The sequence below is a fragment of the Nonomuraea sp. NPDC049400 genome (genome assembly GCF_044466425.1).
GTDB lineage: Bacteria > Actinomycetota > Actinomycetes > Streptosporangiales > Streptosporangiaceae > Nonomuraea.
The window spans coordinates 1-23965 of sequence record NZ_JBITMP010000066.1 but is presented as its reverse complement, the minus strand read 5'-3'; the positions used below and the strand labels follow the sequence as shown (position 1 = coordinate 23965).

The window sequence follows — 23965 nt, the reverse complement described above, 5'->3', positions numbered from 1 at the left end:
CATGCAGCCTGGCAACAGCTCGAAACAGGGTGTCTGCCCCTTGTGCGCGATGCCCCAACAGCCTCATGAGACGGAATAGGCTCATGCGGTACATCTGGCCGGGGCGAGAGGCAAGGGGAACGGGTGAGCAAGTCCTTCGTGCATCTGCATGTGCACACCGAATACAGCATGCTGGACGGCGCGGCCAAGTTGAAGCCGCTGTTCAAAGAAGCTGAACGGCTGGACATGCCGGCGATAGCCATGAGCGACCACGGCAACATGTTCGGTGCGTACGAGTTCCAGAAAGTCGCGTCGGGCTCACCGGTCAAACCGATCATCGGCATTGAATCGTATGTGGCCCCGCACAGCCGGTTTGTGAAGAAGCCGGTGTTCTGGGGGCAGCGTGCTGAGACTGGCGTGGCGGACGGCGAGGGCGGCAAGGACGTCTCCGGCGGCGGCCGGTTCACCCATATGACCATGTGGGCCAAGGACGCGGATGGGCTGCGCAACCTGTTCCGGCTGTCGTCCCTGGCGTCGTTCGAGGGCTACTACTCTAAGCCGCGCATGGATCAGGACCTGATCTCGCAGTATGCGTCCGGAATCATCGCCACGACCGGCTGCCCGTCCGGCGCGGTGCAGACCCGGATCCGGCTCGGCCAGTACGACGAAGCCGTCAAGGTCGCCGCTGAGTACCAGGAGATCTTCGGTAAGGAGAACTACTTCCTGGAGCTGATGGACCACGGCATCAGCATCGAGCGGGAAGTTCGGGAAGACCTGCTGAGGCTGGCCAAGCAGCTCAACATCCCGCTGCTGGTCACCAACGACTCCCACTACGTGACCGAGGACCAGGCGGACGCCCACGACAGCCTCCTGTGTGTCGGCGTGGGCAAGAACAAGGACGACCCGAACCGGTTCCGCTTCAACGGCTCCGGCTACTACCTCAAGTCCGCCGACGAGATGTACGCCCTGTTCCCCGAGCTTCCCGAGGGGTGCGACAACACGCTGCTCGTGGCCGAGATGGTCGGCGACTACAGTGACGTCTTCCGCCAGGTGGACCGGATGCCTGACTACCCGGACGTACCTGAGGGAGAAACGCAGGAATCGTGGCTGCGCAAGGAAGTTGAGCGCGGCCTCGTCATGCGGTACGGCGACCCCGTCCCCGCCGAGGTGATGGAGCGGTACGAGACCGAGATGAAGGTCATCGGCCCGATGGGGTTCTCCTCCTACTTCCTCGTCGTGGCCGACATCTGCAAGTACGCCCGCGACAACGGCATCCCGGTCGGGCCCGGCCGTGGCAGCGCCACCGGCTCGATCGTGGCCTACGCCACCCGCATCACCGAGCTCGACCCGCTGGAGCACGGCCTGCTGTTCGAGCGCTTCCTCAACCCGGAGCGGATCAACCCGCCGGACGTCGACCTCGACTTCGACGACCGCCAGCGCGACCGCATGGTGGCCTACGTCACCCAGAAGTACGGCAGCGAGTACACCGCCCAGGTCAACACGTTCGGCACGATCAAGGCCAAGGCCGCGGTGAAGGACGCGAGCCGGATCCTCGGCTACCCGTTCGCGATGGGCGACAAGATCACTAAGGCGATGCCGCCGGACGTCATGGGCAAGGGCGTCCCTCTCGCGGACATGTTCAACGAGGATCACCCCCGCTACAACGAGGGCACCGAACTCCGCGCCCTGTACGAGAACGACCCCGACGTCAAGAAGGTCATCGACACCGGCCGCGGCATCGAAGGGCTGATCCGCGGCACCGGCGTGCACGCCGCCGCCGTCATCCTGTCCTCGACACCGCTGCTCGACCTCATCCCCATGCACATGCGGGACAAGGACGGCGTGGTCATCACAGGATTCGACTACCCGTCCTGCGAGGACATGGGCCTGGTCAAGATGGACTTCCTGGGGCTGCGGAACCTGGGCATCATCGACCACGCCATAAAGATCATCAAGCAGAACCGCGGCATCGAACTCGACACCCTGACGATGCCGCTCGATGACACCAAGACCTACCAGCTCCTGGCCCGCGGCGACACGCTGGGCGTCTTCCAGCTCGACGGCGGCCCCATGCGGCAGCTCCTGAAGCTGATGGAGCCGACCCGGTTCGAGGACATCGCCGCCGTGCTCGCCCTGTACCGGCCGGGCCCGATGGCGGCCAACGCGCACACCAACTACGCCCACCGCAAGAACGGCCGCCAGGACATCGAGCCGATCCACCCGGAGCTCAAGGAGGCGCTCGAACCGATCCTCGGCCCCACCTTCCACCTGCTCGTCTACCAGGAGCAGATCATGGCCGTCGCCCGCGAGCTCGCCGGCTACTCCCTCGGCGGCGCCGACCTGCTGCGCCGCGCCATGGGCAAGAAGAAGCCCGAGATCCTGGCCAAGGAGTTCGCCAACTTCCAGCAAGGCATGCGCGGCAACGGCTACAGCGACGAGGCGATTCAGGCGCTGTGGGACGTCATGCTGCCGTTCTCCGGGTACGCGTTCAACAAGTCACACACCGCCGGCTACGGCCTCGTCGCTTACTGGACCGCGTACCTGAAGGCCAACTACCCCGCCGAGTACATGGCCGCCCTGCTCACGTCGGTGGGCGACGACAAGGACAAGGCGGCCGTCTACCTGGCCGAATGCCGCAAGATGGGCATCCAGGTGCTCCCGCCCGACGTCAACGACTCCCAGCTCGACTTCGTCGCGGTCGGCGACACCCAGGTGCGGTTCGGCATGGGCGCGGTCCGCAACGTCGGGGAGAATGTCGTCGACGGGATCGTCAAGGCCCGCATAGAGAAGGGCCGCTTCACCGACTTCAACGACTTCCTGGGCAAGGTGCCGCTGACCGCCTGCAACAAGCGGGTCATCGAATCGCTGATCAAGGCGGGCGCGTACGACTCCCTCGAACATCCGCGCAAGGGCCTGCTCATGATTCACGAGCAGGCCGTCGAGTCCGTCATCGACATCAAGAAGAACGAGGCACACGGCCAGGACTCGCTGTTCGGCGGGATTGACGACACCGGCGACGACACCGCGTTCATGATCGCCATCCCGGACATGGAGTGGGACAAGAAGACCAAGCTCGACTTCGAGCGGGAGATGCTCGGCCTGTACGTGTCCGACCACCCGCTGGCCGGCACCGAACGGCTGCTGGCCCGCAACCGCGACACCACGATCGCCGACCTGCTGGACAGCGGCCGTGACGACCGCGGCGACGTCCGGGTGTCCGGCCTCATCACCAAGGTGGACAGGAGAGTCAACAAGGCGGGTAACACGTGGGCGATCATCACGGTCGAGGACATGGACGCTGCCGTTGAATGCCTGTTCTTCCCACGCAACTACGAGCTGTACGGGCCCGAGTTGCGGCCCGACATCGTGGTCTCGGTGGGCGGCCAGGTCAACAACCGGGACGGCGCCATCAGCGTCTTCGCCCAAGACTTGACGCTTATCGACGTGTCCGGGGTCAACAGCGACTCCGGGCATCCCGTCACGATCCAGGTACGGGAGGAACGTCTCACGCAGCAGGTCGTGGAGGAGCTTCGCAACGTGCTGAAACTGCATCAGGGCAGCGTGCCGTTGCGGATCAACGTGCGGAAGGTGACTGGGAAGACCGTGGTGTGCGCCGTGCCGGAGTTCTCGGTCAACGCTGAACCGAGCTTCGCCGCTGACGTCAAGCAGTTGTTCGGGCCGGAAGCGATCTCCCTGTGACCAAGCGGCGGATCGACATCATCACCGCGCAGGAGCCGCCGACGTGCCCGCGCTGCCTCGCGGAAGGGCTGCTGCTCGCGCGAGTGCCGTACGGCTGGGCCAACGCCTCCGGCGATCCCGTGGACGGCCAGACTGGTGTCGTGCTGTGCGCGGCGTGCGACGCGCAGGCGCCGCACGCCGCTCCGCTGATCACGTGGTTCCACGTGAACGGCAACGTAGAGAACGAGACCAGCGAGGAGTTCGTCCGGCTGCTGGTGGCATGGGCCGAGAATGCATCCGTTCCGCCTTTGGATGAAGGCAGGTTGGACGAGGAGATCAGCCTCTGGCGCAGCGGAAGCCTCTGACCCCCGGCGCCGGGTAGCCTACGCAGACAGGAGCCCCGCCCCCGGGAGGATACTGGGGGCGGGGCTTACGAACTGTTGAGCACGCCCATGTCTCTGTGTCGTCAGGGCCTCATCAGCCCGTCACAGACACCGGGCATGGGCTTCGGTCAGGAAGCGGCTGAGCTGAGCGTGGTGGTGGTGTCAGCCCGCAGCGCCCAGTTGTTCTGCATCCCCATGTCGCACGGCGTTTCGGGGATGAGCAGGCCCTTGCTGACCACGTCGAGGTAGTGGCCTACCTCCTGCTGCTCCAGGCCAAGGCCCAGTGCTGGCCCTTCGAGCCGCAGGCTCGCTGCGGCCCGTTCATTGGGTAGGGACATGTGCCTCTCCTAACTTTGTCGAGGCCCGGCCTTGCCGCCGAGCCGTCACGGCGTACATGGCCTCCTTTCTGTTTCTGGGCTCGGCGTTGTCACCGGGCCGTGGCGAAAGCGACCAGCGAGTACTGGCCGCGGGCGAGAGGGACCACCGCCCAGGTCGTCCACCCAGGCGCCGCGACGTGAGCGCCGGGAACGGGCCGGACCATGAGCTGCCGTCCCCATGGCAGCCCCGGCATGGCGGTCTGCGAGCTGGCGTTGCGCGGGTCGGGGAAGGCCAGCGCGCCCGATTCGGTGTTGGGGGGCGCTTCAGAGCAGGCCAGGAAGCACCAGGCGACGATCCGCGCGGGGTGGGAGATCATCGGGTCGTCGTAGCCCGCCTGCCAGAGTTGCACGGTGAGATCGAGGTCGAGCACCGGCGGTTCGTCGTGGGCTTCGGCGATGGCGTTCATCGAGGCGAGGAACTCCACGCGAAGAGGCTCGGCGTCGGCGATGACCTGGTCGATGGGGATCTCCTCGACGGGGATGCTGCCGGTGCCGAGGCCGGCGGGCAGCACGTAGTGGAGGATGCCGGTCACGTCGATGTGGTCCACGACGATGGCGGTTCCCCAGTGGCTGGTGACCGTCTGGCTGGGGAGCGTGGCGGTACTCACAGGGTGCCTCCAGCGGGGGTGCCGACGCGGGTGAACGCCTTGTCGTAAGCCACGTTCCAGGCGATGCAGATGCGCAGGCCGGAGCCCGTGGCCGTGGATCGGACCTGGTGGGTAAGCCAACCGGGGAAGGCGACGATCCGGCCTGGCACGGGCTCGAACCGCACCGGGCCGGGGCTCGCCTGGCGGGAGACAGCGGACGGCCGCGGATCGAGGAGTTGCAGGTAGCCGGCGTCGCCTTCGGCGCCCACGGGGGTGGGGTTGTCGACGTAGTAGACCCCTGACCAGTTGCAGTCGTGGTGGCTGTGTGGGCGCAGGCTCCCGCCACTGCGGTAGACCACCGCCCATCCTTCGGCGAGGATCTTGGGTGTCACCTCTTTGGCGGCGTCGCCCAGCACCGCGATGGTGAGTTCGTTGACGGCCTCCATGATCAGGGATTTCACCCAGTCGATGGAGGGGTGGTCCCACAGCAGGATGTCTTCGGAGGACTTGATGGCGTCGATGCCGCCGAAGTTCGCCGCGGCGTCGTCTTCCTTCTCAGCTGCCAGGATCAGCTCGCGAAGGATCTTGTTGTGTTCGTCGGCGTCCGGGTGGTCTTTGCTGTAGACGGGGGTTCGCCAGTTCATCATCACCTGCCGGGTGGGCTGGCGAACGGCGGGTTCGGTCGTGGTCATAGAGCCTCCTTGATCCTCTGGGCGATGGCCCAGCCGGCGTCGGTCAGGTCGGGAACCTCCAGCAGGGCGAGGCACCCTGCGCCGTACTCGCGCAGTGCGCTGATCCGCTCCTCGGCGTCGTTGGATGTGGCCTGGTAGAGCCGGATGAGGGTGGCAGCGACGTGCGCGGCCCCCAACACTTCTGCGGGCGGACGATGGGATGTGCCGGATGGGAGCGTGAACCGCCGTTCGGTGTGCTGCCCCAGCGCCCAGATCTCCTGAATCAGGTAGATCCACTGATGGGCCAGCTCGTGCACGATCTGCTCGGCGAGTTCGCTCGGGCTGGCGAACGCTTCTGCGCTGAGCAGCACGTGCTGCGGCCATGCCCGTGAGGAAGCCGAAATCGCTCCGCTCGGTGGGTACAGCAGCGCGAACCTGGTCGGCAAGTCCAGGAGGAGCTTCCAGTCGGGGATGGTTGCGGCTACGTACTCCAGAGAGGCCTTCACCTGCCCTTTACGGGCGGCACCGAGAGGCACCGCGGGGATCGGCCGGTCGGTGTCGACCAGCATTACCGCTCGAGATGGGCTCAACCACAGCTCCGCCTGGTCCGCCGATACCTCGTCGGCCAGGTCGGCACGCTGCCCGGCGACGTGCCGAGCCGCAGCGACGGCGGCCAGCAGCCGCCGGGCAGCGAAGCCGTCGTCCAAGAACGGCACGCCGTCCAGCTCAGTGATCGGGTCTGCCAGAGTCGTCACCTGTGAACCTCCTCTTTCAGATGGCGGGTGGTCAGACAGGGATGGGAACACAGCGCCTCGTCGTCCAGGCCGATGGCCAGTACGGCGACGCCGGCGCGACGCCCGGTCTGCAGACACGGCAGCGGCCAGTCGGCTTGCGGGTCCGGCGTGAAGTACACCTCGGGCGGATCCGGCATACGGGCCAGTACCTGTGGACCGCACACCAGGTCGCCGTAGGTGTCGTAGCCGAATCGCGGATGGCCCACGTCGAAGTCGTGGATCAGCACGACGCCGCGCGTGATTGCGGCCAGTTCGCGCTCCAGCGGCCAGTCTGGAGCCCAGTGGGCGTCGAGGAAGAACAGCGTGCGTTGGTGGGCGGCATTCGCGCGTGCGACCAGGAGCGGCGAGTCGAGACAGGTCACGTGCGCGTTGGACAAGCCAGCGAGGCGCTGTCGGGTAAAGGCGACGTGCGCCTGCGTGATGTCGCAGGCGTGCACGGGCAAGTCCGGATAGCGGTGCGCGAGGTAGTCGGTGGTGTCGCCGAGATAACAGCCGGTCTCAACGATCGCGTCACACTCGAAGGCGCTCAACAGGTCGTCCACCAGCAGCGCCACGGTGATGTCGAACCCGAACGGTCCGCCGCCATCGGATAAGCCGGCCTGGCCAGCCCGGACTGTGGTGTAGAAGACGCCGAAGGTGCGCTCTACTTGGGCTTGCGGCCAACCAGTGAGGTTGTGCGGTGGGAACGGCTGCATCTCGTTGGCTCCAGAGGGTGAGGCTCATCGTCACTGGGCGCCGCGGCACGGGGCCCGTGGACACGCACCGGTGCGCGCATATTGGGGCGGTGCCGGCGGTGTGCGACTCGCTTACGGCCAAACAGCCGCTGCATGGCGCGGTGGATGAGAGTGAAGGCCCGGACAAGTTCGGGACGGAGGGTCGCGTCGCCCGGCAGTTCGGGACTCCACGGATCGCCATAGATGAGGATGATGAGTTCCATCCAGGCTCTCCTCTCACATCGCGTACGCGCGGGGGCGAGTCTTCAGCGGGGTGCCGCGGAAGGGATGAAGGATCGCCGCCTGGCGGCGGAGTTCGTCGGTGAGCGAGATGAAGTCCGGCCGCTGCACGAACTCGACAATCCCGGCATCCTTCATGGGCGGGGTGATCTCCACGCAGAGGCGCATCTGCCAGCACTCCCGGCCCGCCTCATCTGTGCCGCGGACGAACTCCCAGGCCGGGTGGGTTCTGCGGAGAGAGGAAAGCCGCAGGTGGGCGACTGTCGTGGGGTTCATTGGTGATCACCGTGTAGTGCTGTGGTCGTTGCCGGGTGGTCGGTGGGCAAGGCCGTGGGGCAGCGGTACGGGGTACGCCCGGGTCCGCCTCCCTCCCGGCCTCCCGGCCGCCATGGGTAGGCAGCGAACTGCCAGGGTGCGGAGGAAAGACAGCGGCTGGGAGAGTTGGAACCGCGGTCCACGGCAGCGTTGATCTCTGCCGTGGACCGCGGGAAAAGACGGCGCAGGCATCCTGAGTGTGATCGTTGTCTGGAATGCCCGCGCTGCAGTGCGCGACCGGCTAGGAACGGCACGTCCCCGCTGGCCGCGCCAAGACGTGGGGAGGCTGCCGGGCCTACAGGCGCAGCAGCTCGCTCGGCCACGTCTCGTCTCATAGGCCGCCCTTTCCGAGAGAGGCGGGAAGTACGTCGGATAGTGAGGGCTGTCGCTTCGAGGCAGCGGCGACCGCGTACAGCCGCTGGCGAGGGCCGTTCTGAACGAGGCAGTCCCACAGCTTGTCCGGTGTGGATTCCTTGAACCAGACGCCCTTGGCAGCAGGGCCTCTGTAGAACGCGGTGAGGTGCTGCCCTGCCGGCTCCCACAACACCAGCCACCAGCCTGCGGTCCGCTGCTCCACCTGTGCGGCCCAAGATCGGCCTGTGGCGTCGTCGACGAACCTCAAGCTACGTCCGGAACCCTGGGGTTCGAACGAGTTGGGTGTGGAGCTGCAACGCGCTCGCGCCTGGCCGGGGCCAGGCGCGGGCTTGGTGCCGGTAGTCATCGAGGGCCTCGCCTTCCGCTAGAAGGTGACAGCGCACGTCCCACCGATTTACGTGCGTGTTCATTTCTGTGGTGCCATCATGAGGAGCGCCAGAGAATGTGCGGAAGGTGCGCGCCCTGGTCAAATGAATTGACCAGGCTGACCACAAACAGGTGTTCGCATGGGAACTGGAACTTCGCCCGAGAATTCGGGCCTTTCACCAAGGCGTCTTTTGGGCGCCCTAATGCAACACTGGCGGCTATACCGGGGCTTCAGCCAGGGCGACGTAGAAAAGGCGCTCCTGATCAACGGCTCCAACCTCAGCAAGTTCGAGTGCGGCAAGCGGATCGTTCCCGCCCCGGTCATAACAGACATCGACAGCTTCTACGGAGCAAATGGGATGCTTGTCGGGTTTCACTCCCTGGTCATTTCAGTTGACCGGAAGACCAGGGTTTCCGGCGAATCGGACATTGGGCATGCTGAAGGCGTGGATATGGTTCGTCGCCAACTCCTCGCGGCCATCGCAACGCTCGGAGGAGCAGCAGCGGTGCTGCCAGTAGAGGAGCTCGGCAATCTAAGGCACCTGATCGACCGGACCGCCGGATCAACCCGCATAGACGACTGGGAAGAGCTCGTGTGGGAACACGCACACGCTCTGAAAACGCAGCCAGTGGCCGACGTGATCTCCGACATCGCCCTTGACGTGCTCGACCTTCAAAAGATCTTGCCATCGGTCGGCAACACCGAGGCAGGATGGGCGCGAGTGGACGCCCAACTGAAATTCCTCCTCGCCCGTGCACTCGGGCTCGCCGGCCAGGCCCGAGAGTCCCGGCACTGGTGGATCACAGCTCGGCACGCGGCCGAGGAAAGCAGGGATCCGCAGTTGGTAGCGCTATGCCGAGGCTGGGAAGCCACGCACGGTCTGTACGAGAAGCGGTCCCCGACGATCCTCCTAGCCCGTACTGAAGACGCCATCGAAGCCGCACGCGGCAGGCCCTGCGCAGGAGTCGCTGAAGCACTGACCGCGCAAGCGCAAGTCCGTGCGATAATCGGCGACGAAACCGGCGCACAGGAGTCGCTGGGCAGGCAGGCACGCATCTTCGAGCAGCTTCCCGACGAGATTTCCGCTGATACGGCCTCCGCCTTCGGCTGGCCAGTAACACGGATGCTGCACACAAGATCGTTCGTCGCCACCTACACGGACCACGCGGAACAAGCGCAACAGGAAGCACTCAGCGCCTACGCGCCATCCGACGTCCGGGCGATAGCACAGATCAAGCTCCATCAAGCGATGGCCGAAGTCGCAACGGGCGATGTCGGCGAGGGCCTCGACATGGCCCGCCGCGCGATCAGCGAGGTCCCCACAGGCCAGCAGACGATGTTCACTCGCTACAGCGCCAAAATGGTGCTCCAGGCCGTGCCGGAGAAGCTGGACAACCGAGCACGGCCAACCGTCGATGCCTACCGGGAGATGCTGGCACTTCCGCAACCGTCTAAGGAGAGCATCTGAGCATGAGCATCGTCTTCCACCACAGGACGGGCACGGCTGCGGCAGAAGCCGTCCTCAGCAAGTTGTACGCCGACACCTACGAGACGATCTACTCGGAGCCGCCGTACAACTTGAGCCCGCCCTACACCCAGGCGCAGTTCGTTGAGCGCAGCGCCTCGCAGGCACAACGCCCCGGGTTCGAGCTGGTGTCGGCCGAGGATGGGCCTGACCTCGCAGGGTTCTGCTTCGGTCTCACCTTCGAGCCGGGCCGGTGGTGGCGCGGCGCGACGTCCGAGGCGCCAGCCGATGTGCTGGATTTCCCCAAACTGGCGATCATCGAGCTGATTCTCCTAAAGGAGTACCGAGGCCGCGGCCTGGGCAAGCAGCTCATGGACGAACTGCTCGCCGACCGCGTCGAACAGTACGCCACTCTGGCGGCTCACCCAGATGCCCCCGCACACGCCATGTACGAGCGCTGGGGATGGCGCATCGTAGGCAAGTCACAGCCCGCGCCGGACGGGCCCGCCCTGGACATCATGGTGCTCGATCTGCGCTAAGAGCCGAGGATCGCCTTACTCGGCGATCATCCATCACCCGGTGACCATGACGGCGTGGCTGGCGTCCGAGGATGCCCTGCAAGTGCTCCGCGTGCGAAGCATGGTGTCGGTCCGCCTTGACATCGCTGGCCACGGGCGCGACATCGCCAATGGAGCGCACTCCGCCAAGCGGCTGGCCCAAGCCGAGCGGGTGCGCATCATGGTCAGCACACGGGCCGGCGAGGAGATGTGAGCACTGACGGTGCCCAGGCCGAGATGCGCTCAGCGCGCGGCTGGAGCTGATGAGCAATCTGAACTCAGCCGAGGAGCGGCCCGACCTCACCGACCTGCACGCCAACTTCGAGAGCTTCACAGAGCTGGTCTGAGTCGACCACGGGACGGCAACCAGGGGTACTGGACGAGCTGCAGCCTGCGTTGATTTGGACCGGCCACAGATCTTCATCGGCGGCCTGAACGAGAACAAGCCACCAGAGACCGCGAGCGTGCTCTACGAGCATGTCACGCCGAACCGCATCCATGATGTGCACGGATAGCGTCCAGCGCCTGCGTAACCAGCCCAACAATGTCATTCATCGTCGGCCGGCGGTGGGAGCCGGAACGGCGGGCGTCGCTCGGCGAGGCGTTGCCATTCCAGGAACCAGGCGGTGCGCTCCTGCCAGTAGTGGATCACGCCGTTCGTCACGAACGCGACGACGACTTCGCCGATCGCACCCTTGTGCTCAAGCAGATGGGCGGAACATCGTCGTCCCCGGCGCCGACGGGAACGAACGGGGGCGCGTGCAGGTAGAGGATGCCGCTCCCGAGCCGTTCGGCCAGATCGAGGAAGGCGGGCATAGCTCCATCAGGTCAGCGGTGAGCCGGACCTCGGGGCCGAGATCATTAACTGGGACGGCCGGCAGGAGGGGAAGCGAGGCGCCGTCGGCGCTCGCGCCAGCCGGCTCCGACACGACCACCCTCGCCGAACCCCACGCAGACGACGCCTCCGCAGAAGACGTCCTCACCGCCCTGAAAGGTTTGCTGGCTGTGATCCCCCGCGACGCGCCATCACACTCCGGGCAGGCTGGTTCTACGAGCGTGAGTAGGCCCCACTTACGCGTCGGATCCGGCCCCACCATCGGTGCGTCGTGTATCCGGTTGGTGACGTTCCGATGACTTTTGGCCCCACCTCAGGCGTTGCGGTGAGACGCTGCTTGTGCTCCTGGTCGGGAAGGGGCCCGAATGGCGCGAATGACCAAAGTGGAGATCTACGCGGCAATCCGCGCTGGTCCGTGTCGTCAGCCTGCTCACCGCCGAGAATGCCGAGCTGCGTGAACTCCTGGAAAAGCCCGCGGCCGACGTCGTTCCCCTACGGCCTGATGAGCACTAGCGACAGTGTCGTAACGGGCGCGAAGCTCCTGGCGTCCGATGGTTTCGGGTGCCACAAAGGCTTCACCGTGTGCGAGCGTCCGGCTCATCCGCGAGTTCGGGCGGCGCTTTCAAGGGATGACCAACGATGCCGACCCCGGGCGCATCATCGCCTTCACCAGCGACCACGTCGTCGGCAACCTCCCCTACGGCGCCAGCAAAGGCGCCCTGGACCGCATCACCCTCGCCGCCGCCCACGAGTTCGCCCATCTTGGCGTCCGCGCCAACATCATCAATCCCGGCCCCATCGACACCGGGTGGATGACGGACGAAATCCGTATTGCAGGGAGCAAGCAGACCCCCGCGGGGCATCTCGCCGGCCCCGAGGAGCCGGCCAATCTCGTCGCCTTCCTCTGCTCCCCGCAGGGCCAGTGGATCAACGGTCAACACCTCTTCAGTAACGGCGGCTTCCGCACCGCTCTCTGAAAGAGAGCCGGGGCGGTGAGTGAGGCTGCACTTTCAACAAATATGATCTTGAGGTCGAGAGGCACCTTCTCGGTAATCGCCTGATCGCTATAGGTGGTTCTTCTGGTCTCTGGGTGCTGCTACTTCTCACCGACATTCCGGGCTGACTCAGTCCCCGAGCGCTGTCGGCACGGTCACCGCAGCACAGCCGATGGATGATCTCCGGACCGGGAGCGCGAGCGTGCCCGATAGGCTCGAGCGCGTTGCCCATCGGCCCCACCGACCAGGAGAACCATGGAACCTGACCTTGGCCGCGACGAGCGCCTCCCGGCAGATCTGTCCGCCGATCTGTATCGGCTGCTCGAAGCAGGGTGGGCTGTCACTGGTCTGCAGCCCGTCGACGGCGAGGCCGGGCCTGCGTACTTGATCAGCGCCTCAGCGGGCGAGTGGTCGTTGCTGTCTGCCTATCCCCGCAACGGCGCGATCGAGGCCGGGTGGTCGGCCAGCCTCTACCGGGGTCAGGACGAGTACGTCATCATCGATCGCGACGAATTCACCGCCATCGCCTCCGGGACGCGCAACGACCTGATGCGTGCCTGGGCGACGAAGGAGCACCAACTCCTCGTGCCAGATGAGAACGAGGACGGACCGAGTTGCGATGACTCAGCCGGAAGCGACGGCATCCAGCGCATCAGCTACGCCGGCTTCATGACCATCCGCGGCAGCGCAGCCGTTTACACCGAACTGCACCGCCGCAAGCAGCAGTTCGGCCGCTACGTCATCACGGCCGACGATCTTCTCGCCCTGGACGAAGACTCGTTCATCGAGGTCAGCTGATACCGATTCGTCCCCCGACGGTTGGCCGCCGGAGCGGGTCCCGCCTCCGGAGGCCGAGCAGCACCCGCACGAATCCACCGCTTCACTGGCGACTCGTCGAGGGCGACCGCCATCAGCTCGTCTCAGGGCCGCCGAGGGCTGATCGGCGCATTCGAGGATTCGTCGCAACACCATGATCACTTGCTCGCGGCGACCAGCAGAGCGAGCCAACGCGGTTTCCGTATCCCCCGAGATGCGGGGGATACGGAAACCCATGACCGGAGGTCGGCAGATCGCCAACGTCGGCGACAGAAGCCGGCCGAGATCAGAGCGGTCCGGTAACCTCGGCTGATGGCGAAGATCTTGGTCACGGGGATGTCGGGCACCGGCAAGTCCACGGCGTTAGAGATGCTGGCGGCCAGGGGACATCGCGCCGTCGATACCGACACCGACCAATGGAGCCACTGGGTGACCCTGCCGGATGGATCCACCGATTGGGTGTGGCGGGAGCCGGCCATTAGGGACCTGCTCGCCAACCACGGTGAGGGCGCCCTCTTCGTGGCCGGCTGCAAGTCCAATCAGGGCCGGTTCTACCCGCACTTCGACCACGTCGTCCTGCTCAGCGCTCCTGCTCAGATCTTGCTTGCCCGTATCGCGACGCGCACCACCAACCCCTTCGGCAAGCGCCCCGAGGAACGTGAGGCGATCCTGCGTGACCTGGCCGACGTGGAGCCGCTGCTCAGGGCCACCTCCACTGTCGAGATTGACGCTTCTGCGCCGATCGACAAGGTCGTCCAGCAGCTTGAGGAACTCGCGCAAACGATGCCGTGACCGGGGGCGCAGGGGACAGGCCCTCCTGCCTCACTGCTTCTGGGTTCAGGCGCAGGTCGTCAAGAGCTTTGCGAGGTGTTCAGCTCGGCGGCGACGGCGGAGGTGACGCGCGTGTGAACCGACAGGTGGGTGCTCTTGGGGAAGTGCTGGCGCAGCAGGCTGTAGGTCTCGCCAGGGCGTAGAAGGGAGGGTGCGGGGGGCGGGGGTTACCTGCGCTGGATGGCTTTCAGCTGCTCCAAGGTCAGTTCCTGAGTGCGGTTGGCGTCCTGGCTTGTCACCCAGGCCAGGATGTGCGGGTCGACGTGCTGTCCGTGGGGCAGACCTCCGATGGCGGTGTCCTGCCCATCAGAGGCGATCAGTTTGTGCACGTATTCAGCGAAGGCGCCGGGGCCTCCCCCGGGGCGGCCGACGTCGTAGCCGCGGGAGTGGTGCTCCGGCAGGAACGAGAGCGTGCCCGCGGTGGTGCGAATCCAGAACAGGTCGCTGATCCGATCGATGACCAGGCTGGCGAAGACATCGTTGGGACGCAGGTCCAGAGGAGCGTAGGTGGCGTAGGTCCACTGGTCGGTGCCGGCGCCGACGGTCCGGAAGTGCTTTCCGACGACGGGCAGGTCGAACACGGGGTCGTACCAGGTCCGGTGGCAGACACAGCCCGAACCCGAAACGGCCGCGGGACTGTCCTTGTCATCGTCCACGCACGGGTCGAACAGCCTGGGGATGTCCTGGGTGTTCACGAGCGTGACGTGCAGCGCGTTCGGTTCGCAGCGCACCAGGCGGTCCAACCATTCGCGCGCGTACGGGGACTGCCGCTCGATGGAGACCGTGGCGTTCCACGCCGAACCTGCCGCGCCGATCTGGGCCTCGACATACAGAACGAAGTGCGTATACCCCTTCGTGGGGTCGGTGAGGTTCAGATCCGGGGGTGTCAGGCTCACGGTCGGCTCTCCCTGGTGTGGTCGGCGGATGGCGCTCTGGCGGTCGAGCAGATGGTGTGGTGGGTGGGTTGCTTGGTCAGCTGTCGGCGCTGGCGTCGAAGGGCGGGCGCAGGCGACGCAGAGCAAGTCGGTGAGAGCGGGCAAGCCTGGATCGTCCCGTGTGGCCGGCTCATACGCTGCAGCGTCAGCTGTCATCGGTCGGGCCTTGGCCGTGGGGAGGATTCTCGGCGGCGGCAACCGCCGCGTCCAGCACGATGGACATCTCCTGCATCAGGTCCTCGAGCGGACGGCCGGTGGCCTCGCTGAGCCGCTCCAGGAGATAACGGGTTGTCTCCATCGCGGGGTTGAGATGCTCGTTCAACGCCGCCATGCCCGCTTCGGCGGCGGCTTCCATCACGTCCCGGGCGACGGCCTGCTGCCAGGCCCAGCGGTAGGGGGGGAGCTGGATGGTGAACTGGACCGGCCCGTTCACCTCACCGATCAACTGGGCCTGTTCCTGATCGGTCAGGGATGTGTCGAGGACAATGGTGAGCTGCCGGATCCAGCGCGCGACCGCCTCCCGATAGTCACCCACCCGTTTACCGTAGCCACAGCCGTCTGGCGGCCGCTATGGCGTGACCGGCACCTTCTCTGTACCACGTAGTTGATCAGCCTGGGTTGCACCAGGCCTGTTCAGCAGGTGTCCGGCGCCGAGCACAGCATCCTGGCCAGGTGGTCAGGCGGGAGGTGCGCGCTGTTGCGCAGCGGTTTGGTGGCGGATTGGGGGCCGCGGGGTGAGTGTCCGGTCGCGCCACGTGCCGTGGTCAGCGCTGACGTCGAGCGGGTCAGCCCCGGGGAGTTTCGAGCCGCCCAGGTGACGGTCGATCAAGGTAGACCATGGGCGGAGTCCCCTTCGCCGAGTATCGCCGCACGCCGAAGCCGCCTTACATGCCGCATGATGCTGTGGGAGCTGAGCTGATCCTGTGCTGGAATCTTGGGTTCCGCGTCGTGAGCCGGTAGTTTGGCCGGATGATCACCCCCGATGATCCTCGGCACCAGATTCGGGACCGACGCACCGTGCCAATCGAGGACGCTTCTGCGGAGTTGGAGGCGGCCGAGCAGGCGTGGCTGGACCGGCCGGACACGCCCGAAAGCGCAGCCCAGAGAAGCGGGGAGACGATGGAGACGCTACGGGCGGTGGCCGAGACTTCCCGTACCCCGATGGAACAGCTCGCCGACGAGGTGCGTGCTTTGATGTGGCGGTACGCCCGGGCGGAAAGTGGCCAGGACACCGACGCGGATGTCGATCAGCGCGACGCCGAGCAGCAGAAGCAGCTAAGGCTGGCATTCGTCATGGTGGCCAGGATCCTCGCAGAGAGCCTGCGCGAGCATGAGGAGAACGCCGCCCAGTGGACGCGTATGTACGGGGCGAGCCTGGCCGAGGTCGGTTCGGCCGCCGGGCTGACCGCGGAGCAGACGTTCGAGCGGTATCGCATCCCGGCCGACTGGGCGGGGAACATGTTTCTGCCCCAGCCCATGCCGACGGAGTTCGGGATCGGCTGAGCGCCGTGGCCGGCTGACGGTGGGCTGTTGAGGCTGGCACGCTTGTCCCGCAGTGAAGGTGTGATGGTTGCGCGCACCACGGCGTAGCGCGCCGATGCTGACCGCGTCGGCCGCCGATGCACCCTCACGTCCGCCGGCTCGGCACCTTCGTGCGCGTCGTGAGCTCCTGCACGTCAGCGGCGCTTACCTTGATGGGATGGGGGAGGACCGGCAGGTAAGAGTGTTGACTGTAGCCGATGACGATCCGGTCTACCCGCTGGGACGGCCAGTGGAGTTCACCTGGACACCTCGCCGTGGAGGCGTGCGCATCTACCAGGTGCAGGCGGTGCTGGAGACGACGTGGGCGACGACACGCCAGTGGTGGCGAGAGGATCTGCCCTACGACGCGCCGTTGGACATCTGGCACTACCGGCTGCAGGCTTGCTCAGGGCACGGCTCTGGTGTGCTGATGCTGTCGCTGGACGTGGCGCGACGGCGCTGGTCGCTGGAACGATTCGCGGACGGCTAAGGATGCAGGCACAGCCGTTCGCGGCCACCGGAAGGCCTGCCTGCCCAAGCACACAGGGCCGCAGAGCCCCTTGCTGTGCGATCTGCCGCTGGAGCTGCTGCCGTTGTGGCTAACGCCTCTCGGCCCGGCTGCGTTCTGCTCGCCCCGCTGCCGCCCGGCCGATTCCCCGGCGTTCGAGGCAGCGCGGCCCTTGCCGACCTGCGAGCGCGATTGAGTAACCCGCCTCTCAGGCGTCCTGCGAGCGTTCGGCGAGCGCTTCATCAACGACGGCGGCGGCGGCTTTCAACCGCGGTTTGTGGAACGACTCGGCGACGTGGCCGTTCTTCGTCCGGCACCAGGCACCCAAACGAGCCTGGCAAGTGGTGCATGGCTCCAGCTTGGCCTGAGCCTGGAGCGCTGCGGCGCGGGCCCGCGCCAGACCATCAGCGGCCCGCTTCGACACCCATTCCTCGACACCGGGAAGGTCCCTGATCCCCTCCCAATAGGGAATGCCCGGCTCGCTGTTGCGCCACGGCTCCTCATCTTCCTGGGCGAGCATCAAGATCTGCCGCATGGACAGGACCGTGGACAGCCGCTTACCCCAGGTCGCTGGATTCTCGCCGTGGGCGCGGCTGCCCCGGGGCTCACGCCTGTGCATCGTCAGGGGCTTCAGCGGCCGATGTTCGCTGATGATCTCATCAGTTTCGGCGACATCATTGCCGAGCCGGGCCAAACAACCTGCAGATCTCAGGATTCGGCCAGGCCAGATGATCAGCCACTATTCGCTGTGCACATGTGCAAAGTGTATAGTGCCGGTATGTCTACAGGACATGTGCTTCTTGGTCTGCTCGCGAAGCGACCCAGGCACGGATACGACCTCAAGCACGCCCACGATCGGCTGCTTTCTGGTGCCCGGCCGCTCGCCTTCGGCACGGTCTACAAGACGCTGGAGCGTCTGCAGCGAGATGGGTTCGCTGAAGTCGCCGAGACGGCGCAGGACGGTGGCCCAGAACGTACGACATACGCCATCACCGAGAAAGGCCGCGCTGAGCTGTCCCGATGGCTGGAGCAGGTTGAGATGGCCGCATCAACTGTGTCCAGCAAGCTCGTGTCACGAGTCGTCGTGGCGGCCACTCTGGGAGCACCTGTTGGCGACTTCCTGATGCGGCAGCGTGCCGCCCATCTGGCACGCATGCGAGAACTTACCGCCGAAAAAGAGGCCGCCGATTCTCCTGCCGAGGTACTGGCTGCCGACTATGCCCTCCAGCACCTGGATACAGACCTGGCCTGGATCGAGACCGCCCTGGCCCGGCTCGCCGAACTCTCAGAGTCAGAGGACGCCCATGCTTGAAGCACGCGCGCTACGCAAGACCTTCGGCCAAACCGTCGCGCTGGACGACATATCGATCCAGATCAGCCAGGGAGAGATAGTCGCCATCACTGGGCCGAGCGGGTCCGGCAAATCCACCCTGCTGCACTGTCTGGCCGGCATCATCCGCCCCGAAACCGGTGAGATCCGATTCGAGGGACAGCGCATCGACACGGCCAGCGAGACCGACCTCACCAACTTGCGCCGCCACACCTTTGGCCTGGTCTTCCAGTTTGGGGGCCTGGTGCCAGAACTGACCGCGGTGGAGAACGTGGCGCTTCCCCTGCTGTTCAACCGTCGAGCGCGTCAGGAATCGCTGCGTGCTGCCCAGACGTGGCTGGAACGGCTCGGCGTGCCGGATGTCGCTGATCAGCGGCCGGGGGAGTTGTCCGGCGGTCAACTGCAACAGGTCGCGGTGGCTCGAGCGCTGGTCACCGGGCCCCGCGTGGTCTTCGCTGACGAGCCAACCGGCGCCCTCGACTCGCTGGGCGGCGAGCGTGTCATGAAGGAATTGCTGGCTGCCGCCCGCATGGAAGGCACAGCACTGGTGATCGCCACGCATGACAATCGCGTGGCCGCCTACGCTCACCGGGAAGTCGTACTGCGTGACGGCGGGGTATTGGCGGAGGTGAGCGCATGATCACCATCATGCGCATGCTCGCCAAGGGCGCCTCACCCAAGGAGCGGATACGCGGCCGGCTGATGACCGCCGGAGCCGCCACGGCGATGCTGCTGGTGTGCCTGGCGGCCAATTTGCTGGCCTTGGACGTCGACGCGCGCGTCGACGTCAGCGTCCTGTCCACGCAGGACAGGCGCGCCGTGACGGCGCTGGCACTTGCCCTGCTCGTCGTCCCCGTCATGGCCTTCGCCCACTTCAGTAGCCGCCTGGCCACCGCCAGCAGGGAACGTCGGCTGGCGGCGCTGCGGCTGGCCGGAGCCACGCCGCGCGACGTGCGACTGCTCGGCGGTTACGAGAGCGGCAAACGGACGCTGATGGGCGCCTTGTTCGGACTCGCGCTGTATGCGCTGGCCAACCGGGCGCTGTCGTGGTTCGTGGACGCTGTACCGTTTCTGTCGCCGCTGATGATCGCAGCGCTGTTCGTGGCCCTCACCGTAGGCGGTGTCCTGTCGGGGCTCATGGCGGGTCGGCACGTGGTGACCTCCCCGCTCGGCGTTGCCCGGCGGACCGGCCCGGCCGGGCCGAAGGCGGTCGACTTGATACTGGTTCTGGCAGGCGCGGGCCTGGTGGGCGCCAGTTGGGCAGGCAAGGGCCGGTTTGTGCTGGGTGGCCCGTATGGTGCGGGATTGGCGATGGCCGTCGGAGGGGTGCTCCTGCTATTCGGCCTGGTCCTAGGGGCAGCTTGGCTGATCAGAGCGAGCGCACGATGGGCCGGTCGCCGCGCCAAGACGGCAGAGACGCTGGTCGCGGCTCGGATGGTCGAAGCTGATCCGCGTGGCTGGGCGCGCGCGCTGTCGGTGGTGGGGTTGACGGTGTTCTTCGGCTCTGCTGTCGGTGCTCAGCAGGCGCCGGTCCTCCTGCTGCACGAGTCGTACGCCTTTCCTGTCATGACCTACGGGCTGGTGTACTTCGCCCTGCTGATCGCGCTGATCACCTCGGCCGCGGCACTGATCGTGCACCAGGCGGAAGCCCTGCTGGACCATCGGCGCTCGCTTGCGGCTCTGGCTGCCTCGGGTGTCCCGATCCGCGCCCTGAGCGTGGTCGTGAGCCGCCAAGCCGTCATCGCGGCTCTGCCGGTGTGCGCCGTGGCTGCCATAGGTGGAGTAGCGTTGGTGGTCCTGATCGTGGCCGACGTCTACAGTCACCGACCCGCCGCGCTGGCGTTCGCCACCATTCAAGGCGTTCTTGCGGTTGGAATCGGCGTCCTTGCCGCCGTGGCGGTGGCGCGCGCCGCACAGCCGCTCATGCGCCGGTCACTCGCTATCGAGGATCTCCGCGCACCCTGACAAAGGATGCTTTGTATGGCGTGGGCATCCTGCAGGCGACGCACGGTCACGAGCGCGGGATTAGCATGGTCATCCATGTCCCCTTATCTGGGAATGGCGCGCTCGTGACCCGGAGCATCACCCTGTTCAGACGATTCGTGGTGGGACCGGTGCTGGCGTCTGCCGGTGGTCTTGATTCCCGCCCTGACATCGACATCGCCCAGTAGACAGGCTTTCTATCTGCACAAACCGTCGCAGAACTGCAGCCAGAATGACCCGCATCCGGCGTAGCTACGCGTACAGCCGCCGAGATAGCAGGTGCTCCCCCAGCACATGTCATCAAAGGCGCTGCAGTCGCAATCACGCGCTAGCAGAGTAGATGAGACGGGAGGGCCGAGGGTCGCTATCAGGAGGGCCGCTTCGTCGCGACCGAACGCGCTCAGGACGATGGCCTTAACGTCTTCTATCCGCTTTTGGACCGCGGCGGTCCCGACGTCAGCAAACGTGGATTCATCGCGCACGACCTGGAGAGCCTGATCGATCGCCTGATGCTGTTGCGCCGTGAGGCCGGCATGATTGTGGCGATAGCTTTCCAGGTGCTCCCTCCACAGACTGCCCTTCTTACTGGGGGGCAGCTCCGCGTAGATGGCCTTGCGATGCGGCATGTCATGCGCAGAGAAAACGCGGTACGTGCTGGGCAGGTGGTCCTTGTTGTCCTTGGCCCATTGTTGGGCGGGAGATAACCCCCCAGGATCTGCCTGCGCCGGTGACGCCTTGCCGAAGAGAACGCCCGCAGCTATCCCCAGCCCCGCCAGACGTAGGAATTGTCCGCGTCCCATCTGAGACTTGTTGGCGTCAGAGTCGGCCGGGTTCCCCCGGGATTCACCGAGAGCGGCTAACACACTCCAGGTGACGCGCGGCCCCAGACGTGCGAGGAGGCGCAGGGCCATGGCCGCGCCGGTCCAGGCCTGCACGCCATGAGGGCCTACTTTGATCAGTGTCGGAGCCCACGGCGCGTGCTCTCCGAGGGCCTCGGTGCGCCACTCCTGAATCTCAGGATGGGCCAGTGGGCGGATGTCGAGCTTATCGCCGCTCGATTGCTTTACCTTCTCGGCGATCGTTCGACATCGGGAACACGATTCGTTGAATGCTAAGACCCAGGTGGCAGGCTTTGAAGCCACAACGCCCTCCCAATTGCGCTTGCCTCCCTTCAACCTGCGTAGAGGCGAGGGCTTGCAGCGCGTGATCGGTAAATTGATGTCAAGCAGCGTAAACGAAACTTGTCAGAGAACCAAGAGTCGGAGTCAAATCGTGTTGTGACTCGCCATCGTTGTTGTCACTTGTCCAGGCCTTCTGTCGCCCAGTCACGTCAGGAGCGGCCGCTCACACGCAGTCAAGGGTTGCCGTGCCGGCTCGCCTGAGGTTGTCGCTCGAGGCCCAGTCGCGCAGCACGCTGTGGTGCAACCATCCTGAGCATTCAGGGTCAGTTGTCCTGGCTCGCATGTCTCGGCGTTCCCGGTCAGTTCCCGGCGGCCACCAGCAGCTTCGATGTCCCCACATCACCAGAGGCGGATCTACATTGTAAAGGAAGTGGCATGGGTGTCACTACTTCTGCCTGTTCCACAAACCAGAAAGGAATGGGCTTCGCCCATACTTTCTTCTAGCATGGATAGTAAACGGTTATCATTTTCGCTCATTTGAAGCCGGTGGCGACAACGTGGCCACGCCCTTGTGTGCAGGCGGTCTGTGCGGCTGAGCCGATGCCTTCCCGCCGATCGAGTCGCGTTTGCCTTCGAAGTTGCCGGGTGCCGTGGTCGGCCTCGGGACGCTGTGAGAGGCTCTCCGATCACTTCGGCCAGGTTAGCGGCTTGGTCTGGAAACACGCATGCTGCGACGCAGAGTGAAGCGCGAACCGCGGACTACCGCCGCTGATCTGAGGCGGCGAACCGATGTGCGTTCAGCCCCGTCTCGTGGCCAGGAGTTCGCGTCCGCGTTCCGGCGTGATCAGGCGGGCGGCCCGGGGGTCGGCCAGCAGGGCGATCGGTGCGAGATGGTCTTCATGGAGTGGCCGCCAGTAGGCGAGGGCGTCGCGCAGGCGCGGCCAGGCGTCCTCGCCGGCGTCGAGAGCGGCGTGCGCGGCCGCGTCGAATTCCGGGTTGCCGAAGCAGAGCCGGAACCCCGGTTCTTTCTGCTGCGCCTGATGACTGCCGATCAGGTGCTTGACCCGCTGCGGGCCGCGCTCCCGCAGGAATTGGAGCGTGGAACCGGAGCTAAAGCGGCGGGCCTGTTCGTGAGCGGTGAACAGCAGCGGCAGGGCCTGCGCGGCGAACAGGTCCTCGTCGAGGGTCCACGAGCGGGTGTCGCTGTTGGTGAGCAGCCGGTAGAACGGGTCGTCGTCCTCGTGCCTCAACATGGTCCGTATCTGGAAGTGCAGGAACGAGGCGCGGTCGCGGCCGAACCGCGCGGCCTGCGCGAACACGCCCAGTGGGCGGTCTACCTCACCGCGCAGGCTCGCCAGCCGGGCGTCCTCGACCTTGGCGTCCCATGCACGCTGAGTCTCGCATTCGGGGCGGTCCAGGGCGTGGAATGCGGCGTAGAAGGCATGCATCTTCTCGTAGAACGAGCCGTGCCGGTTGGGGCCCATGGCCGTCCACGAGAACACGTCGTAGGCCGCCCATTCACCGCGCTCGTCGACGTCGCCCGGGTCGAGGTAGACGACGCCGGCGTCCGCGTCCAGGGAGATCAGCAACGATCGTGCCGCCGCGGGCTCCGCGTCCTGCTCATAGCAGTCGGCGTAGGCCTCGGCCCACATCGGCTCCAGATCGGCCAGCCAGCCGATCTCCTCGGTGCCGCGTAGGCTCCAGACGAAGTTGCCCGCGTGCCGCCAGCCGTTGGTGACGAGTAAGAACTCCCGCAATGATGGAGGCAGCGCGCACCCCAGACGCGTCTCCAGAGCCCGTATCTGCTCCTCGGTGGCGGGCGGGCGCCCGAGCCAGGGGTCGCCGTCCGGCTCGTCGTCGGGGTGGGCGATGCGCCACTCCTCGCTCCAGCGCTGCAGGAACGGCTTCCATGCATGACGGTCCACGGCGGGCTCCTACTACGTCGCACCGATCTGATCCCGCGAATTCCATCAGGCGTCACCGACATTGCCGGTGCCAGGTGATGGCGTCCATCGGGTGATCCATACCGCGGGAGCGCAGCTGGGTGTGTCGTTCGGGGTGTTGGGCAGCGGTTCCGTTCGCGCGTGACCCTGAGAAGGCGAACACCTCCATGCGTGATCTCACCCGCCGCGGACAGGCAATGGGGACACCAACGGGTGGCGGAATGGCTGACAGACAGCGTCGTGAAGAGACGACGTCGCCGCTGACGGAGACTCGTGAAGCGGGAGGACAGGGACCCGCTCTCCAAGCCGCGGGCCCTCGCCAGCCACGCCGCCACGGTGAGCCGTGGCGCGTAAGGCCGCCGACGCGGCTATCGGCGTCAAGCACGCCCTGATCGAGATGGCGCGCAAGCACGGCCGCACCCTGCGGCTCGTCCACCCCGCACACCACCATGGACTGCGCACAGTGCGGAGTGAGAACCAAGCGCACTACCTCTGCCCGAACGTACCTACACCTGCGCCACGTACGGAGCCGTCTCCCCTCAGGACAAGAAGGGGATATCACTCTAAGTGTGGAAACGATCACTACGGGTAGATTAGTCAAGGTAGATCATCTTAACGCTTCGGGGGGAGCGTCCATCATGACGAA

The 23965-nt window shown here is 65.9% G+C and carries 25 protein-coding genes; 14 read left to right on the top strand and 11 right to left on the bottom strand.

Going from position 1 to position 23965, the window contains the following annotated elements:
* The first annotated feature begins 123 nt into the window (after positions 1–123).
* Positions 124–3678, top strand: a complete 3555-nt coding sequence (gene dnaE, locus ACIBVN_RS53080; protein WP_397149253.1) for a DNA polymerase III subunit alpha — start codon at positions 124–126, stop codon at positions 3676–3678.
* Positions 3675–4022, top strand: a complete 348-nt coding sequence (locus tag ACIBVN_RS53075) for a DUF6300 family protein (RefSeq protein WP_397149251.1) — start codon at positions 3675–3677, stop codon at positions 4020–4022. Before dnaE ends, ACIBVN_RS53075 begins: the two co-directional genes overlap by 4 nt.
* Positions 4023–4168: 146 nt before the next feature.
* Here ACIBVN_RS53075 and ACIBVN_RS53070 read toward each other — a convergent pair whose 3' ends face one another.
* From ACIBVN_RS53070 to ACIBVN_RS53045, 6 genes are all read right to left on the bottom strand, one after another.
* Positions 4169–4378: a hypothetical protein gene (locus ACIBVN_RS53070; protein WP_397149249.1), complete on the bottom strand. Its 210-nt coding sequence runs from the start codon at positions 4376–4378 to the stop codon at positions 4169–4171.
* 89 nt (positions 4379–4467) lie between these two features.
* Positions 4468–5025, bottom strand: coding sequence for a hypothetical protein (locus tag ACIBVN_RS53065; protein WP_397149247.1), 558 nt, complete (start codon positions 5023–5025; stop codon positions 4468–4470).
* Positions 5022–5696 carry a putative 2OG-Fe(II) oxygenase gene (locus tag ACIBVN_RS53060; RefSeq protein ID WP_397149245.1) on the bottom strand — a complete coding sequence of 225 codons (675 nt, stop codon included), beginning with the start codon at positions 5694–5696 and terminating at the stop codon, positions 5022–5024. Before ACIBVN_RS53060 ends, ACIBVN_RS53065 begins: the two co-directional genes overlap by 4 nt.
* Positions 5693–6430, bottom strand: a complete 738-nt coding sequence (locus tag ACIBVN_RS53055) for an aKG-HExxH-type peptide beta-hydroxylase (protein WP_397149243.1) — start codon at positions 6428–6430, stop codon at positions 5693–5695. Before ACIBVN_RS53055 ends, ACIBVN_RS53060 begins: the two co-directional genes overlap by 4 nt.
* A complete protein-coding gene (locus ACIBVN_RS53050) occupies positions 6427–7164 on the bottom strand; it encodes a class I SAM-dependent methyltransferase (protein WP_397149241.1) in 738 nt (245 codons plus the stop codon). The genes ACIBVN_RS53055 and ACIBVN_RS53050 overlap by 4 nt, the downstream gene beginning before the upstream one ends.
* A 255-nt stretch (positions 7165–7419) precedes the next feature.
* Positions 7420–7698: a hypothetical protein gene (locus ACIBVN_RS53045; RefSeq protein WP_397149239.1), complete on the bottom strand. Its 279-nt coding sequence runs from the start codon at positions 7696–7698 to the stop codon at positions 7420–7422.
* A gap of 920 nt (positions 7699–8618) precedes the next feature.
* On the opposite strand from ACIBVN_RS53045, the gene ACIBVN_RS53040 reads away from it, so the two are divergent.
* The 6 genes from ACIBVN_RS53040 (at position 8619) to ACIBVN_RS53015 (ending at position 13939) form a co-directional block, all read left to right on the top strand.
* Positions 8619–9947 carry a helix-turn-helix domain-containing protein gene (locus ACIBVN_RS53040; protein WP_397149237.1) on the top strand — a complete coding sequence of 443 codons (1329 nt, stop codon included), beginning with the start codon at positions 8619–8621 and terminating at the stop codon, positions 9945–9947.
* Positions 9948–9949: 2 nt separating this feature from the next.
* Positions 9950–10483 (top strand): GNAT family N-acetyltransferase, encoded by a 534-nt coding sequence (locus ACIBVN_RS53035; RefSeq protein WP_397149235.1) that lies wholly within the window; start codon positions 9950–9952, stop codon positions 10481–10483.
* 40 nt (positions 10484–10523) lie between these two features.
* Positions 10524–10715 carry a hypothetical protein gene (locus ACIBVN_RS53030; protein WP_397149233.1) on the top strand — a complete coding sequence of 64 codons (192 nt, stop codon included), beginning with the start codon at positions 10524–10526 and terminating at the stop codon, positions 10713–10715.
* Positions 10716–11965: 1250 nt separating this feature from the next.
* The gene (locus tag ACIBVN_RS53025; protein WP_397149232.1) at positions 11966–12313 is read left to right on the top strand and encodes an SDR family oxidoreductase; all 348 of its coding nucleotides are present in this window, start codon (positions 11966–11968) and stop codon (positions 12311–12313) included.
* A 273-nt stretch (positions 12314–12586) separates the two neighbouring features.
* On the top strand, positions 12587–13129 hold the full coding sequence (locus ACIBVN_RS53020; protein WP_397149230.1) for a hypothetical protein: 543 nt from the start codon (positions 12587–12589) through the stop codon (positions 13127–13129).
* Positions 13130–13459: 330 nt separating this feature from the next.
* A complete protein-coding gene (locus ACIBVN_RS53015; protein ID WP_397149228.1) occupies positions 13460–13939 on the top strand; it encodes an AAA family ATPase in 480 nt (159 codons plus the stop codon).
* A gap of 206 nt (positions 13940–14145) precedes the next feature.
* On the opposite strand, the gene ACIBVN_RS53010 is transcribed toward ACIBVN_RS53015, so the two are convergent.
* Entirely contained in the window at positions 14146–14874 is a 729-nt protein-coding gene (locus ACIBVN_RS53010) for a hypothetical protein (protein ID WP_397149226.1), read from the bottom strand.
* Positions 14875–15058: 184 nt separating this feature from the next.
* Positions 15059–15448, bottom strand: coding sequence for a hypothetical protein (locus ACIBVN_RS53005; RefSeq protein WP_397149224.1), 390 nt, complete (start codon positions 15446–15448; stop codon positions 15059–15061).
* Positions 15449–15930: 482 nt separating this feature from the next.
* Here ACIBVN_RS53005 and ACIBVN_RS53000 point away from each other — a divergent pair, with 482 nt between their 5' ends.
* Both ACIBVN_RS53000 and ACIBVN_RS52995 read left to right on the top strand, forming a co-directional pair.
* Positions 15931–16416, top strand: a complete 486-nt coding sequence (locus ACIBVN_RS53000) for a hypothetical protein (RefSeq protein WP_397149222.1) — start codon at positions 15931–15933, stop codon at positions 16414–16416.
* A 223-nt stretch (positions 16417–16639) separates the two neighbouring features.
* On the top strand, positions 16640–16924 hold the full coding sequence (locus tag ACIBVN_RS52995; RefSeq protein ID WP_397149220.1) for a hypothetical protein: 285 nt from the start codon (positions 16640–16642) through the stop codon (positions 16922–16924).
* A gap of 226 nt (positions 16925–17150) precedes the next feature.
* Here the strand turns inward: ACIBVN_RS52995 and ACIBVN_RS52990 are convergent, their stop codons facing one another.
* Entirely contained in the window at positions 17151–17477 is a 327-nt protein-coding gene (locus ACIBVN_RS52990; protein ID WP_397149218.1) for a hypothetical protein, read from the bottom strand.
* 48 nt (positions 17478–17525) lie between these two features.
* Between ACIBVN_RS52990 and ACIBVN_RS52985 the strand changes: the two genes are divergently transcribed.
* The 4 genes from ACIBVN_RS52985 to ACIBVN_RS52970 are packed head-to-tail and all read left to right on the top strand — an operon-like array spanning position 17526 to position 20443.
* A complete protein-coding gene (locus tag ACIBVN_RS52985) occupies positions 17526–18254 on the top strand; it encodes a PadR family transcriptional regulator (RefSeq protein ID WP_397149214.1) in 729 nt (242 codons plus the stop codon).
* Positions 18247–18912: an ABC transporter ATP-binding protein gene (locus tag ACIBVN_RS52980; protein WP_397149212.1), complete on the top strand. Its 666-nt coding sequence runs from the start codon at positions 18247–18249 to the stop codon at positions 18910–18912. The genes ACIBVN_RS52985 and ACIBVN_RS52980 overlap by 8 nt, the downstream gene beginning before the upstream one ends.
* On the top strand, positions 18909–20237 hold the full coding sequence (locus tag ACIBVN_RS52975) for a hypothetical protein (protein WP_397149210.1): 1329 nt from the start codon (positions 18909–18911) through the stop codon (positions 20235–20237). Before ACIBVN_RS52980 ends, ACIBVN_RS52975 begins: the two co-directional genes overlap by 4 nt.
* 20 nt (positions 20238–20257) lie before the next feature.
* Positions 20258–20443 (top strand): hypothetical protein, encoded by a 186-nt coding sequence (locus ACIBVN_RS52970; RefSeq protein ID WP_397149209.1) that lies wholly within the window; start codon positions 20258–20260, stop codon positions 20441–20443.
* A gap of 9 nt (positions 20444–20452) precedes the next feature.
* Here ACIBVN_RS52970 and ACIBVN_RS52965 read toward each other — a convergent pair whose 3' ends face one another.
* Positions 20453–21397: a bacteriocin fulvocin C-related protein gene (locus ACIBVN_RS52965; protein ID WP_397149207.1), complete on the bottom strand. Its 945-nt coding sequence runs from the start codon at positions 21395–21397 to the stop codon at positions 20453–20455.
* Positions 21398–22173: 776 nt separating this feature from the next.
* Positions 22174–23301 (bottom strand): SMI1/KNR4 family protein, encoded by a 1128-nt coding sequence (locus ACIBVN_RS52960; RefSeq protein WP_397149205.1) that lies wholly within the window; start codon positions 23299–23301, stop codon positions 22174–22176.
* Positions 23302–23965 lie beyond the last annotated feature (664 nt).

Excerpts from the sequence above, each read along its gene's own strand:
- ACIBVN_RS53025 (WP_397149232.1), top strand. The coding sequence starts at position 11,966 with ATGACCAACGATGCCGACCCCGGGCGCATCATCGCCTTCACCAGCGAC.
- ACIBVN_RS53070 (WP_397149249.1), bottom strand. The coding sequence starts at position 4,378 with ATGTCCCTACCCAATGAACGGGCCGCAGCGAGCCTGCGGCTCGAAGGG.
- ACIBVN_RS53045 (WP_397149239.1), bottom strand. The coding sequence starts at position 7,698 with ATGAACCCCACGACAGTCGCCCACCTGCGGCTTTCCTCTCTCCGCAGA.
- ACIBVN_RS53015 (WP_397149228.1), top strand. The coding sequence starts at position 13,460 with ATGGCGAAGATCTTGGTCACGGGGATGTCGGGCACCGGCAAGTCCACG.
- ACIBVN_RS52990 (WP_397149218.1), bottom strand. The coding sequence starts at position 17,477 with ATGCGGCAGATCTTGATGCTCGCCCAGGAAGATGAGGAGCCGTGGCGC.
- ACIBVN_RS53060 (WP_397149245.1), bottom strand. The coding sequence starts at position 5,696 with ATGACCACGACCGAACCCGCCGTTCGCCAGCCCACCCGGCAGGTGATG.
- ACIBVN_RS53040 (WP_397149237.1), top strand. The coding sequence starts at position 8,619 with ATGGGAACTGGAACTTCGCCCGAGAATTCGGGCCTTTCACCAAGGCGT.
- ACIBVN_RS53020 (WP_397149230.1), top strand. The coding sequence starts at position 12,587 with ATGGAACCTGACCTTGGCCGCGACGAGCGCCTCCCGGCAGATCTGTCC.
- ACIBVN_RS52975 (WP_397149210.1), top strand. The coding sequence starts at position 18,909 with ATGATCACCATCATGCGCATGCTCGCCAAGGGCGCCTCACCCAAGGAG.
- ACIBVN_RS52980 (WP_397149212.1), top strand. The coding sequence starts at position 18,247 with ATGCTTGAAGCACGCGCGCTACGCAAGACCTTCGGCCAAACCGTCGCG.
- ACIBVN_RS53035 (WP_397149235.1), top strand. The coding sequence starts at position 9,950 with ATGAGCATCGTCTTCCACCACAGGACGGGCACGGCTGCGGCAGAAGCC.
- ACIBVN_RS53050 (WP_397149241.1), bottom strand. The coding sequence starts at position 7,164 with ATGCAGCCGTTCCCACCGCACAACCTCACTGGTTGGCCGCAAGCCCAA.